General features: G+C 63.2%; 13 protein-coding genes and 1 tRNA gene. 8 read left to right on the plus strand and 6 right to left on the minus strand.

The annotated features are described in order from the left end of the window. Positions 1–46 precede the first annotated feature (46 nt). Positions 47–2056 carry an acetoacetate--CoA ligase gene (locus tag GA566_RS12100; protein ID WP_160472865.1) on the plus strand — a complete coding sequence of 670 codons (2010 nt, stop codon included), beginning with the start codon at positions 47–49 and terminating at the stop codon, positions 2054–2056. Positions 2057–2092: 36 nt separating this feature from the next. On the opposite strand, the gene GA566_RS12105 is transcribed toward GA566_RS12100, so the two are convergent. Then, positions 2093–2749, minus strand: coding sequence for a glutathione S-transferase family protein (locus tag GA566_RS12105; protein ID WP_137925118.1), 657 nt, complete (start codon positions 2747–2749; stop codon positions 2093–2095). A gap of 208 nt (positions 2750–2957) precedes the next feature. On the opposite strand from GA566_RS12105, the gene GA566_RS12110 reads away from it, so the two are divergent. Next, positions 2958–3872, plus strand: coding sequence for an aldose epimerase (locus GA566_RS12110; RefSeq protein ID WP_237380159.1), 915 nt, complete (start codon positions 2958–2960; stop codon positions 3870–3872). Between the two features lie 27 nt (positions 3873–3899). Here the strand turns inward: GA566_RS12110 and GA566_RS12115 are convergent, their stop codons facing one another. Further along, on the minus strand, positions 3900–4289 hold the full coding sequence (locus tag GA566_RS12115) for a DUF5594 family protein (protein ID WP_370459291.1): 390 nt from the start codon (positions 4287–4289) through the stop codon (positions 3900–3902). 155 nt (positions 4290–4444) lie between these two features. Here GA566_RS12115 and GA566_RS12120 point away from each other — a divergent pair. Both GA566_RS12120 and trmB read left to right on the plus strand, forming a co-directional pair. Then, positions 4445–4519 (plus strand) — tRNA-Gly (locus tag GA566_RS12120). 73 nt (positions 4520–4592) lie between these two features. Next, a complete protein-coding gene (gene trmB, locus GA566_RS12125) occupies positions 4593–5375 on the plus strand; it encodes a tRNA (guanosine(46)-N7)-methyltransferase TrmB (protein ID WP_160472867.1) in 783 nt (260 codons plus the stop codon). A 68-nt stretch (positions 5376–5443) separates the two neighbouring features. Here the strand turns inward: trmB and GA566_RS12130 are convergent, their stop codons facing one another. The 3 genes from GA566_RS12130 to GA566_RS33220 form a co-directional block, all read right to left on the minus strand. After that, on the minus strand, positions 5444–6325 hold the full coding sequence (locus tag GA566_RS12130; RefSeq protein ID WP_137925116.1) for an undecaprenyl-diphosphate phosphatase: 882 nt from the start codon (positions 6323–6325) through the stop codon (positions 5444–5446). Between the two features lie 96 nt (positions 6326–6421). Next, on the minus strand, positions 6422–6988 hold the full coding sequence (locus tag GA566_RS12135) for a DUF1439 domain-containing protein (protein ID WP_137925115.1): 567 nt from the start codon (positions 6986–6988) through the stop codon (positions 6422–6424). Positions 6989–7001: 13 nt separating this feature from the next. Continuing rightward, positions 7002–7295 (minus strand): YkgJ family cysteine cluster protein, encoded by a 294-nt coding sequence (locus tag GA566_RS33220; protein ID WP_237380330.1) that lies wholly within the window; start codon positions 7293–7295, stop codon positions 7002–7004. Positions 7296–7504: 209 nt separating this feature from the next. Between GA566_RS33220 and GA566_RS12145 the strand changes: the two genes are divergently transcribed. From GA566_RS12145 to GA566_RS12160, 4 genes are all read left to right on the plus strand, one after another. Further along, positions 7505–8275 (plus strand): TetR/AcrR family transcriptional regulator, encoded by a 771-nt coding sequence (locus tag GA566_RS12145; RefSeq protein WP_160472869.1) that lies wholly within the window; start codon positions 7505–7507, stop codon positions 8273–8275. 238 nt (positions 8276–8513) lie between these two features. Next, positions 8514–9167: a protein-L-isoaspartate O-methyltransferase gene (locus GA566_RS12150; RefSeq protein WP_160472870.1), complete on the plus strand. Its 654-nt coding sequence runs from the start codon at positions 8514–8516 to the stop codon at positions 9165–9167. A 13-nt stretch (positions 9168–9180) separates the two neighbouring features. Further along, a complete protein-coding gene (locus tag GA566_RS12155) occupies positions 9181–9504 on the plus strand; it encodes a rhodanese-like domain-containing protein (protein WP_137925112.1) in 324 nt (107 codons plus the stop codon). Between the two features lie 120 nt (positions 9505–9624). Continuing rightward, the gene (locus GA566_RS12160; RefSeq protein WP_160472871.1) at positions 9625–11103 is read left to right on the plus strand and encodes a TolC family outer membrane protein; all 1479 of its coding nucleotides are present in this window, start codon (positions 9625–9627) and stop codon (positions 11101–11103) included. A gap of 50 nt (positions 11104–11153) precedes the next feature. On the opposite strand, the gene GA566_RS12165 is transcribed toward GA566_RS12160, so the two are convergent. Continuing rightward, the gene (locus GA566_RS12165; RefSeq protein WP_137925110.1) at positions 11154–12437 is read right to left on the minus strand and encodes an O-antigen ligase; all 1284 of its coding nucleotides are present in this window, start codon (positions 12435–12437) and stop codon (positions 11154–11156) included. Between the last annotated feature and the right edge of the window lie 45 nt (positions 12438–12482).

The following is a 12482-nucleotide window of genomic DNA, read 5'->3' on the forward strand; positions in this document are numbered from 1 at the left end:
CCATCACTCTCATGGCCCGCGTCAGACGGGCCTCGGAGGAGACAACATGACCCTCGAAGCAGGGAAGCTGATGAGGACGCCTTCGCCGGCGTTCGCCCAGGCGAGCCAGCTGGCCGCCTACATGGACTGGCTGCACCGCGAGCGCGGGCTCGATTTCCCGGACTACGGCAGCCTCTGGCAGTGGTCCGTCACCGAGATCGAAGCGTTCTGGCAGTCCATCGTCGATTACTTCGATGTCCGCTTCGACACGCCGCCTGCCTCGGTACTGTCCGAGCGCACCATGCCGGGCGCGCGATGGTTCGAGGGTGCCACGCTGAACTACGTGCAACAGGTCTTTCGCCACGCCCGCGAGCAGGATGCCGCTCAGCGCACGGCCATTCGTCACGCGGGCGAGGGCCTGCCGCTGGCCGACATCTCCTGGGGTGATCTCGAACACCGGGTGGCCTCCATGGCGCACGCCTTGCGCGAGATGGGCGTGGCACGTGGCGACCGCGTGGCTGGCTATCTCCCCAACATCCCGGCCACGGTCATTGCATTCCTCGCCACGGCCAGCCTTGGCGCGGTGTGGTCCGGATGTGCGCCGGACATGGGGCAAGTGGCAGTCATCGATCGATTCCGCCAGATCGAACCCAAGGTGCTGATCGCCGTGGATGGCTATCGCTACGGCGGCAAGGCTTACGACCGGGCACCAGTCATTGCCGATCTGGTGGCCGCCCTGCCCTCGCTGACCGATATCGTCATCGTGCCGTCAGGCGACACTGATGCCGACATCAAGATCGATGCACGCGTGCGTCGGCATGCATGGGCCGATGTACTGGCACATGACGTGCCGCTGCGCATGGAGCCTGTGCCGTTCGACCACCCACTGTGGATCGTCTATTCCTCGGGCACCACGGGTATGCCGAAGCCAATCGTGCATGGCCACGGCGGCATCGTGATCGAGCAACTCAAGCTCATGGCCTTCCACAACAACCTGGGCCGCGACGATGTCTTCCACTGGTACAGCAGCAGCGGCTGGATCATGTGGAACGCGCAGATCGCCGGGCTGCTGCTGGGCACCACGATTGCGATTTACGACGGCAACCCTGCCTGGCCGGATGCCGGTGTGCTCTGGCGCTTCGTCGACGAGGCAAAGGTCACGATGTTCGGCGCCGGCGCCGCATTCTTCACCAATGCGATGAAGGCCGGCGTGGAGCCGGCGCAGATCGCGGATGTGTCCCGCCTGCGCGGCATCGGCTCCACCGGTTCGCCGTTGCCCGAGGAAGCCTATGCGTGGATCTACGAACACGTGCGACACGATGTATGGCTCGCGCCGATGTCGGGTGGCACCGACTTCGCTGGCTCGTTCGTCGCAGGCTGTCCGCTGCTCCCCGTGCATGCGGGCGAAATGCAATGCCGATGCCTCGGCGCCAAGGTGGAGGCATTCGACGATGGCGGCCACGCGCTGATCGACGAAGTGGGCGAACTGGTCTGCACCGAGCCCATGCCGTCGATGCCGCTGTTCCTTTGGGGCGACGCTGACGGCAAGCGCTATCGCGACAGCTATTTCGACGTGTATCCCCACGCGTGGCGCCACGGAGACTGGATACGCATCACGCCACGCGGCGGTGCGGTCATCTACGGCCGCTCGGATGCCACGATCAACCGGCACGGCATCCGCATGGGCACGAGCGAGTTGTATCGCGTGGTGGAAGAACTGCCTGAAGTGCTCGACAGCATGGTGGTCGATCTCGAATACCTTGGCCGCGAATCCTATATGCCGCTGTTCGTGGTGTTGCGAGAGGGCCTGCAACTGGACGAGGCACTGCGTGACACGATGCGCGCACGCATTCGCTCGGGGCTTTCTTCGCGCCACGTGCCCAACGAGATCGTGCAGGTGCCCGGCGTGCCGCGCACGCTATCGGGCAAGAAGATGGAGGTGCCGATCAAGAAGCTGTTGCTGGGCCATGCAGCGGACAAGATTGCCAATCCCGATGCCATGGCCAACCCAGGCTGCCTGGACTGGTACTTCGCCTACGCCACCAGCTATCTGGCGCGTCAGTCACGCGTTGCCTGAGACGTGCGCGATGAAGGGGACGACTACGCGCGCCGCTCAGGCATCGACATCGAGTTCGTTGATCTCGTCGCGCTCGTCGCGCGCCGCGCGAATCCATTCCTGCAACTCGGGAATGGCGAGGATGGTCTTGCAGAAGTCCATCAACTGCGGATCGAGCTTCACGCCGTAGGTGATGAAGCGCGTAACCACGGGCGCATACATCGCATCGGCCATCGTGCGGTGCGCGCCGAACAGGTAAGGGCCGCCGTAACGATCCAGGCAATCGCGCCAGATCGTGGCGATCCGGTCGATGTCGGCCTGCGCACGGGACCACACCTTGAGGCCCGGGAAATGTCCTTTCAGGTTCATTGGCAAGGCCGCCCGCATGGCGGCGAAGCCGGAATGCATCTCGCCGCAGATGGCGCGGCAGTGCGCACGCGCCACCAGATCGGCTGGCAGCAAGCCGGCCTGCGGCCGGATCTCGTTGAGATACTCGCCGATAGCGAGCGTATCCCAGACCGTCACGCCTTCATGACGCAGGCAAGGCACCAGGAAAGAGGGCGAGAGCAACAGGATTTCCGCGCGCACTGCGGGATCGTCAGGCGGCACGAGCACCTCCCGGAATTCGAGTCCCGCAAAGCGCGTCAGAAGCCAGCCGCGCAACGACCACGAGGAGTAAGTCTTGCTGCTGATGGTCAGGGTCGTCTCGGCCACACGTGCCTCCCTCCGCCGGTGGCGGGCGCAATGTTTGGATGGAGTCGTTCGCTTGCAGTATCGGTGGCGACGCCGCATTTCGCCAGTTTGCGCCGCGCGGCGCACCTTCAAGGTGCATCGCGGCGCGTCCGGTACATCCGGCTCGCACGTCATCGCAAGTTCGCAAGCGCCATGCCAACTTGCGCTACGCTGTGGCCTCCCAACGTCCATGCCCGATACCCTCGCCACGATGACCACGACACAGCGCTTTCAGGACCAGGATCTGCTCAAGATCGGTCAGAACGATGACTATCTGCTACTGGCTCCCGAACATGGCGGGCGGCTGGTGCGCTGGGTCCACCGGGGCGAGGACATCCTGTACTGGCCGGCGTCAGCCGACTGGTCGCGTCTGTCAAAGGTGCGCGGCGGCAATCCACTTCTGTTTCCGTTCATCGGCCGGCATTTCGTGGACGGCGAGGTGGGCAAGTGGCAAGACGAGGAAAGCGTGGTACACGCCCTGCCCCAGCACGGCTTCGCACGCGACCTGTCCTTCCTGATCTCGGACATTTCGGACGATGCAGTGAGTCTGTCACTGGCCTCGTCCGATGCCACGCGGGCCGGCTATCCGTTCGAATTCGTTTTCACGGTGACGTACCGACTGGTGGCCGCAGGGCTCGAGGTCACGCTGCGCACCGCCAACACCGGCACCCGGCCGCTGCCTTACTACGCCGGACATCACTTCTACTTCGCCCTGCCCCATGGCGACCGCTCACGCAGCCACATTACGCTGCCGGCTGCCTCACGTATGCGGCAACGCCAGGACGGAAGCCTGACCGATGCCGAGCCGGGCGAGGCCGACTATGCGCTCGACGATCCCCGGCTGCAGGACACCTTCCATGTGCTGAAAGCGCCGGGCGAAGTCACCGTGACGCTCCCTGCCCGCACGATCGAGATCACCGCGCCCGACGCGGCACACTCGGTGCCCTGGTATGCGGTGACAACATGGACCGAGCGCGAGGATTCGGATTTCTACTGCGTCGAGCCGTGGCTCGGATTGCCCAATGCCGTAGACCATCGACAGGGATTGCGATGGATCGCAGCGGGATCGGAGGAGTCGGCAGTCTGCACGCTGACCATCCGGTAACGCCATAACGCCAACGCCTGTCCCTCCCTAGCGCATCAGATGCTCGAAATCGAGGCCACCGATCAGCACGGTGGGATCGGCCTGCGTGCGGGTGTTGATATCGAACTGCCGGGGCTCCTGCCAGGCATCGAGTTTGCCTGCCAGCGCGTCGAGATACTCCGCAAAGCGCGTCTCGCCTCCGGTCGCAAACAGCCGATCGACCTCCCAGCTATCCCACGACAGCGTAATGTCGAGCGGATAGGCAAATCGTCCGGCATTGGCCCGCGCGGGCGCCCAGACTCGCAGCCGCCCAGGTTCGTTGGGAATTTCGGGTGGCAAGACTTCGCCGTGCAGCGTGCCGTGAGACAGCCGGTGCAAACGCTCGATGATGCGCGGAAGCAGTTCGGCAGTGAAGCGTTGGGCAGGATTGGGATGCACGGGGGCGACGGGCGTGAAATGGGGGCAAGCGATATTGTGCCCTCGGCACCGACCCGAGAGGGCAGATGCGGTTGGAAAAATGCCGCAGCAGGCTGGGAGCGACGCCGGAGGCATCCACCCGCACCCATGCTACAATCCGCCCCCAGTAAGCCATAGCGGGCGTCGTATAATGGCCATTACCTTAGCTTCCCAAGCTAAAGACGTGGGTTCGATTCCCATCGCCCGCTCCACGTTTCATTGACAAGCCGCCTTTGGCACCCGGTCGAACGATGACCGGCAATCGCCGGGCGGTTTTTTGTTGCCATGCTTCCCCAAGACACCCAAACCGACACGCTGCCGGGCGATGACGCCGATGGCGACCCGCAACAGCCTTCCGACGCGACGTCAGCGACGGCCCCTGCCGACGTTGCACATCCGCGCCGCATCCGTTCGTTCGTGCGGCGTGCGGGCCGCACCTCCACTGGCCAGCAGCGCGCCATCGACGATCTGGGCCCTCAGTTCATCGTCCCCTACGCGCCGCAGCCACTCGACTGGACGGCGACGTTCGGGCGCGACGCGCCATCCATTCTGGAGATCGGCTTCGGGATGGGCGAGACCACGGCGCACATCGCCGGGGTGCGTCCGCAGGACAATTTCCTGGGTTGCGAGGTCCATGAACCGGGCGTCGGCGCGTTGCTCAAGCTGATCGGCGAACGCGACCTGCAGAACGTGCGGATCATGAATCACGATGCCGTCGAAGTCATTGCGCACATGCTGACTGAAGATTCGCTGGACGGCGTGCATATCTTCTTCCCGGATCCGTGGCACAAGAAGCGCCATAACAAGCGCCGCCTGGTGCAACCACCGCTGGTGAAACTGCTGGCGAGCCGTTTGAAGCCAGGTGGCTATATGCACTGCGCGACCGACTGGGAAGAATACGCACACCAGATGATCGAGGTGCTCTCCGGTGAATCGACCCTGAAGAACACGTCGCAAGCCGAAGGCGGCTTTGCGGAGCGGCCCGATTATCGTCCGGTCACCAAGTTCGAGAAGCGCGGATTGCGTCTCGGCCATGGCGTCTGGGATGTGATATTCCGCAAGCAGTAAGCGCAAAGCATCGCAAGCATAAAAAAGGGGGCCGATTCGGCCCCCTTCTTCTTTTACCGCTCAGGAAATCAAGCGTGCCACGCCACCATGCCGGTCCAAGCCGTCAGCAGCACGATCACGCCGAAAACAATGCGGTACCAGGCGAACGGCTTGAAATCATGCGTCGCAACGAATCGCAGCAGCCAGCGTACGCACAGGAACGCCGACAGGAACGCAAAGACAAATCCGATGCCGAAAATGCCGATGTCATCGACCGACAGCAGCGCACGCGCCTTGTAGAGTTCGTACACCGTCGCCCCGAAAATCACGGGGATGGCCAGGAAGAACGAGAACTCGGTGGCCACCTGACGCGACAGCCCGAACAGCATGCCGCCAATAATCGTGGCGCCCGAGCGCGATGTGCCCGGGACGAGCGCGAAACACTGGGCAAACCCGACCTTGAGGGCATCGCGCCAGTTCAGATCGTCGATCGATTCGACACGCGGCGCACCGGCCTTGGCCGCTTCCAGCAGCGCATTGCCTTGCGGATGCGAAACCGTGCCGCGACGCGCCTCGCGCCATTCGGCCAGCAGGATCACCACGCCGCCGATGATGAATGCCATCGCCACGGTGATCGGATTGAACAGGTGTGCCTTGATCCATTTGCCGAACACGAACGCGAGAACGATGGCCGGCAAGGTGGCGACCACGACGTTGACGGCAAAACGTTGTTGCGTGGGGTCTGACGCCAGTCCGCCCAGCGCAGCGGCAATCCGCTTGCGGAATTCCCAGCAAACGGCCAGGATCGCGCCGAACTGGATCACGATCTCGAAAATCTTGCCCTTCTCGTCGTTGAAATCCAGTAACTGGCCCGCAAGAATCAGGTGACCGGTACTGGAGATGGGCAGGAATTCGGTCAGTCCTTCAACGATCCCGAGAATGACAGCCTTGAGGGCGAGTGCAATATCCATATGGACTCAAAAAAGTAGGCACGGAGGCGAAAAGGCGGAATGTCGGATCCGCAAGCCATGCGTCATTGGCGCATCGGCATTATTGTTCGTCTGAATTTACGGGCGATTGATCTTGACGTTGATACCGTCGGACAGGACCGTGATTGTACCGGGTTCGACGCTGCTGCCAGCCAGCCGAAGCTGCTCGGGCTTGAATGTATACAGCGGATAATTCTGCAGCAGTTGCTCGGAGAGAATGCCGCCCAGTGCATTGAGTTGCCGCGCAAACTGGGCAGGCACGCCCTTCACCTCGAATTGTTTCACTTCAGGATCTTGCAGCACCAGCGAATGGCTTGGCGGATCGTAGCGAAGCGCGCTGTCCAATGCGAACTGACCCGTCAGCGGCTGCCGGAAAAACAGCCGGTTATCCACCGTGGCATCGAACGTCACCGTCACGCGATTGCGCGCGGAATCGAGCGCCAGCCGTGGATTGGCCAACTGGATATCGAACAGTTCCATATAGCGCTTGTTGAACGGAAACTTCCGCTCGAGCGCCGACTGGAGCTGATCCTGGGAAAACGTATATTCACTGCGGAATACGCTGCAGCCCGCCAGGCCCAGCCCGGCAGCCGCAGTCGTTGCCGCGGCCACGGCCAGCCAGCGCCGGCGCGTCAAAGCGATCATGCGTGAATCTCCATCAAACAACGGTCACACGGGGAGCAGGCGCTGTGGCGATCTCAAGACGCGTCAGCCAGGCCAACGCCACCTCGCGCGAATCGCCGCACATCTCGGCCGACGGCCGCAATCCGCCGCAAAAGCCCGGCCGCGCCGGCTGCCCGAACACGCCACATCGCATATCGGGCAGCAACTGGGCGCAACGCTCGCCGGCCGCCTTGCCTTGCGGCATGCCCGGCAATGGGGAAGTGATCGACGGGGCGATGCAGCAGGCGCCACATCCGGCCCGACAAGTGAGTTCAGACTCGCGGGACATCATCAAGGTTCATCATCGAATGCCGACATTCACGGCACGACTGCCAAAAGCAGGCGCTCATTGTGCCTCAGCACGGATGATCGACCTGAAACAAAGCGCAACCTGGCGCCGCACCGGACGCGGCTTGACCGCGTGCAGGCAGTCCTCTACATTACTGACCGACCAGTTATTAATTACGTCGCTGCCTGGCGGCGGCAATCCGTCATCCCGTGACCCCTGCCTCACCCAAGACTGAACCCGACACCCGGCGATGGAGCCGGCGCAAGGCCGCCCGTCCCCAGGAACTGGTAGCGGCTGCGCTGGACCTGTTCGTGGAGCGCGGCTATGCCGCCACGCGGCTGGAGGACGTGGCGACGGCAGCCGGGGTGTCCAAGGGCACGGTGTACCTGTATTTCGCCAACAAGGAAGAACTGTTCAAATCGGTGGTGCGCGAGAATCTGGTGCCCGCACTGGCCCGTGGTACAGACCTCGTCGATACCTACGAGGGTTCCACCCCCGCACTGCTCCGCGAGTTGCTGCTCGGCTGGTGGGGCTTGATCGGTGCCACGCAGGTAGCGGGCCTGACCAAGCTGATCATCGCCGAATCCGGCAATTTTCCGGATATTGCACAGTTTTACCAGGACGAAGTCATGGGACCCGGCGACGCCTTGTTCGCCCGGGTATTGGCGCGCGGCGTGGAGCGCGGCGAATTCCGCAGCGTTCCCGCCAACCCGACAACCACGCTATTCTGCGCGCCGCTGATGTTCCTCATGCTGTGGCGCCAGTCGTTCAGTCAGTTGAACGTGCCGGCCATCGATCCCGACGCCTATGTCGATCAGCTACTGCACATGCTGTTATTCGGCCTGACCACTGGCCCGGCGCGCGATACGCCCCTGCCGGTGCAGCAAGGCCCCTGGGTCTGGGAAGGTATCCGCGACGAACTCATGGCCCAACGTGCGGCGCAAGCCTCACAGGACGAGGCGGACGGTGCCGTGCCATGACCGCGCATGGCGCCGTCAGCGGCCGGGTGTGTCCCGATGCAACGCCAATTTTCTGTAAACGAGCCGACGCGGTGCGCCGGAGTAAAATAGCGGGCTTTTGTGCAACTTCCCGGCAGACGGCGGCCTCTGCCACGCCCGGGACGGCGTGCAACTGGTACCGACCGACATGACAGCGCTGACGGCGAGGCGAGTCTCGCCCGGCATCGCACCCCCGCAAGTATCTGGAAGGAAAGGCAAGATGGATCTCGAAAAAGCCCGATTCAACATGATCGAACAGCAAATCCGCCCATGGGACGTGCTGGACCAGGAAATCCTGGACCTGCTGGCCGTGGTCAAGCGTGAGCAGTTCGTACCGAAAGCCTACGCTGCACTGGCTTTCGTCGACATGGAGATTCCGCTGCCCGGCGGCGAGAACATGCTGCCCCCGCGCGTGGAAGCTCGCCTGCTGCAGGAACTGAACGTCCGCAAGCATGAAAATGTTCTCGAAATCGGCGCGGGTTCGGGTTACATGGCCGCACTGCTGGCCCATCGCGCCCGCCACGTGCTGACCGTCGACATCCGTCCCGAACTGGTGGAACTGGCTCGCCAGAACCTGACCGCCGCAGGCGTGACCAATGTGGAAGTCGCCGAAGGCAACGCCGCCGAAGGCTGGGTCGTGGCCGCACCCTACGATGTGATCTGTGTCTCGGGTTCGGTGCCGGAGCTGCCGTCCTCGATCCTGTCGCAAGTCAAGGTGGGGGGCCGTATCGTCGCCATCGTCGGCACCGCCCCGGTCATGGAAGCCCGCCTTGTGACGCGCGTCTCCGAAACCGAATACAAGGTAGTGAACCTGTTCGAGACGCTGGCCCGCCCGCTGCAAGGCGCTGCCCAGCCGTCGCGCTTCAAGTTCTGAACCGGAGCCAGCCATGCAGGTAATCACTGCCCCCGAACTGGCGCAATGGCTGGCCGACGCCAGCCGCGCCAAGCCGGTGCTGCTGGACGTCCGCGAGGATCTCGAGATCCGCACCGCTGCCATGCCCGGCATCACGCATATCCCCATGGGTCAGATTCCGGCCCGCCTGAACGACATCGACGAGGAAGCCGAGATCGTCTGCATCTGCCACCACGGTGCGCGCAGCATGCAGGTGGCGAACTTCCTGGAGCGCCAGGGTTACGCCAGGGTTTACAACCTGACCGGCGGCATCCACGCCTGGTCGACCCAGGTCGATCCGTCCGTTCCGCAATACTAGGCTGCAGTACCCGGTCACAAAACCGACGCAGTGTAAGACCCGCCGTACCTCGCCCCCGCCGTATCGCTTGTCGCCGTAACCGAACATTGGCGCTGAACGTGCCGCCGTGCTGGAGATGTCATGAGTTTTGCGCTGTCCGCCGTCCCCGCCGGGGCCAGGAAACCCCTGGCGCTCGCGGTTGCCTTGCTGAGCTGGTTCCACATGCCGTTTGCCACGGCGGCGGACCTGTTGCAGGTCTATCACGACGCGCAAGCCAATGACGCCCAGTTCGCCAGCGCCCGTGCACAGTTGCTGGCCACGCGCGAGCGCTTGCCGCAGGCACGCGCGGGGTTGCTGCCCCAGGTGGCAGGCACGGCGGGCGCCCAGCGCACCATGGCCGACTACAGCTCGCCGGTCGATACCACCCGCTACTTCAACGCGAACACCTGGAACCTGCAACTGACGCAACCGCTGTTCCGTTGGGACCGTTGGGAAACCTACAAGCAGGGCGAACTGGCCACGCTGGCCGGGGATGTCACCTTCCAGCAGGCCCAACTCGATCTGATCACGCGCGCCTCGCAGGCTTACTTCGACGTACTTGCCGCGCAAGACAACCTGTACCTGGCCGGTGCGCAGAAGAAGGCCATCGGCGAGCAGCTCGAACAGGCCAAACGCAATTTCGAGGTCGGCACCGCAACGATCACGGACACCAACGACGCGCAGGCTCGCTACGACCTCGCCACCTCCACCGAGATTGCCGCCCAGAGCGCGCTAGAGGTGGTGCGCGCCACGCTGCAGCAGATCACCGGCAAGCCGGTGGACGAACTGATGGGCCTGCGCCCCGCAGCGACGATCCCCGGCCCCATGCCAGCCGATGTGAATGCCTGGGCCGCACAGGCCGAGCAGAGCAATCCGCAGGTGGGCCTGGCCGGATACAACTTCGAGATCGCCCAGCGCGAGACCAACAAGGCGAAGGCCGGCCACCTGCCGTCGGTCGATCTCGTGGCCTCCTACGGTTACACCAACGCGCAGGGCACGGCGACCCAGCTCAGCAATGTGGGCAGCCGCTATAACTCGGGCGTGGTGGGCGTGCAATTGAATATTCCGATCTTCGCCGGCGGCCAGATCCAGTCACGCGTACGCGAGACCATCGCGCTCGCCGACAAGGCCGGTAGCGATCTCGAATACGCACGCCGCACTGCCGCGCAGCAGGCACGGCAGACCTACTCGGGCGTGTTCAACGGCCTGGCCCAGGTGAAGGCCCTCGAAGCCGCCGAACGCTCGGCCCAGAGTGCGGTGGAATCGAACCAGCTCGGCTACGAGGTAGGCGTGCGCATCAACATCGACGTACTGAACGCCGAAGCCCAACTGTTCTCGACACGCCGCGACCTGGCCAAAGCGCGTTACGACACGATCATGAACGGCATGCGGCTGAAGGCATCGACAGGCGTGTTGTCGGAAGAGGACGTGGTGCGGATCAATACGTTGCTGACTGAGCAGAGCGGGGCGATGTATCGGTTGCCGGAGAAGGCGCGGATGGGCGTAGCGCCAGTGGCGCCGGCCCGCAGCACAGGCGGCCGGCGCGAGAGTGCGGTGACTGCCAACACGCCGCGCAGTTGATCGCGACGTGTTAGACGCCGCGCAATAACGATTGCGAGTCGAGCAAAAGCTCAAGCCGTACTCGCGGCAGGCGCGGAACGCGGATTCGCACCCTGCTCGACTTTGCGCCCTGCAAGCGATTCGCAGCTTGCGAGTCCCAGCAACAAACCTGTGACGCCAGCGTAGAACACCACATTGGCCTGGTGTGCCATCGTGACCTGCGTCAGACCGCAAATCAACGAGGCCAACACAAAACCAAGACCGCCGCCGCCCAGGCTGATGCCCTGTGCGCTGCCAACGGAACTCGCCTGCAACATCGCACGCAAGAACAAGACTGCAGGCACAAAAAACAGCGCGAGGAAGGCGGTCAGTCCAAACACTCCGGTGGTCGCGGCAACCTCGACGATATCGTTGTGCGCATGCTCAAGAACGCAGACCGCTGAGTGCGGGCGCTCATGACAGTATGGTGTTGCGTGCAGGATGCGTGCGAACTGCCCCACACCGATACCGGTCCACGGGTGTTCCCTCAGATAGTCGGTCCCTATCTCCCAGATCCTCAGGCGAACGCCGACCGAGGTCTCGTAATTCCCTTGTTTGAACTGCTGGATTTCGCTAATCGCCTGGTCCACTCGGTTCGAGACCGGACTACCTGGCGCAAGATAAGCAGCCGCAGCAAGAACGATTGTGCCCGCCACCGCGGCCGCAAACATTCTGAACCCAACGCGTCGATAGCGAATCATCAACATCGGCACGAGCGTCAACATCATCGCCACCATGGCACCACGCGTTCCGTTGAGCATCAGGATGGCCGCGCCGCAGAGAATGTTCAGCCACGCCTGGCCATGCACTTCCCTTGTATCTCCAGGTCGGGCAAACCCGATCAGCGACAGGGCCGCCACCATGTTGGCAAAGGCAATCGCCTGAATCCATGCTCCCGGGCGCGGCTCGTTCAGCATCACTTTCTGATACGCGACGATGAACAGTGCCACAAACAATGCCACGCTGATACCGCGCCATAGCCATGCGGAATCGGGCCGCGCACGCACCACCACCCAGCAGGTCAGCACCGCAAGCAGGACGCGCGAGGGGTTGTCGATAACATCCCAGGGTGTTTGGTGAACAAACTTGGAAAAGAAGAAGACAGCGAGGAAGGCCACCACTGTCAGCGTAAGGGGCCGGAGAATCGTGGAATGGTCGCGCCATGCGCTCTCCATCCTGCGCCAGCCCACGATTGCGAGAATTCCAACGCCCGCGAGGAAGACGCCGGCCCCACGTGGAACACAGAGAACCAGGATGGGGAAGGCAAAAAGCAAGGCGTCAGCGGCCCGCGAAAGTTGTAACGTGCTGCGATTCATAGTAAGAGGAGCGCACCTTCGCCAAACTGGCGACGATCATCCCGA

Origin of the sequence: Cupriavidus sp. SW-Y-13 (genome assembly GCF_009793345.1) — a bacterium.
Classification (GTDB): domain Bacteria; phylum Pseudomonadota; class Gammaproteobacteria; order Burkholderiales; family Burkholderiaceae; genus Cupriavidus.

What these genes read in the sequence shown, in the direction of transcription:
- GA566_RS12100 (WP_160472865.1), top strand. Translation starts at nt 47, where the DNA reads ATGACCCTCGAAGCAGGGAAGCTGATGAGGACGCCTTCGCCGGCGTTC.
- GA566_RS12110 (WP_237380159.1), top strand. Translation starts at nt 2,958, where the DNA reads ATGCCCGATACCCTCGCCACGATGACCACGACACAGCGCTTTCAGGAC.
- trmB (WP_160472867.1), top strand. Translation starts at nt 4,593, where the DNA reads ATGCTTCCCCAAGACACCCAAACCGACACGCTGCCGGGCGATGACGCC.
- GA566_RS12130 (WP_137925116.1), bottom strand. Translation starts at nt 6,325, where the DNA reads ATGGATATTGCACTCGCCCTCAAGGCTGTCATTCTCGGGATCGTTGAA.
- GA566_RS12135 (WP_137925115.1), bottom strand. Translation starts at nt 6,988, where the DNA reads ATGATCGCTTTGACGCGCCGGCGCTGGCTGGCCGTGGCCGCGGCAACG.
- GA566_RS33220 (WP_237380330.1), bottom strand. Translation starts at nt 7,295, where the DNA reads ATGTCCCGCGAGTCTGAACTCACTTGTCGGGCCGGATGTGGCGCCTGC.
- GA566_RS12150 (WP_160472870.1), top strand. Translation starts at nt 8,514, where the DNA reads ATGGATCTCGAAAAAGCCCGATTCAACATGATCGAACAGCAAATCCGC.
- GA566_RS12155 (WP_137925112.1), top strand. Translation starts at nt 9,181, where the DNA reads ATGCAGGTAATCACTGCCCCCGAACTGGCGCAATGGCTGGCCGACGCC.
- GA566_RS12160 (WP_160472871.1), top strand. Translation starts at nt 9,625, where the DNA reads ATGAGTTTTGCGCTGTCCGCCGTCCCCGCCGGGGCCAGGAAACCCCTG.
- GA566_RS12165 (WP_137925110.1), bottom strand. Translation starts at nt 12,437, where the DNA reads ATGAATCGCAGCACGTTACAACTTTCGCGGGCCGCTGACGCCTTGCTT.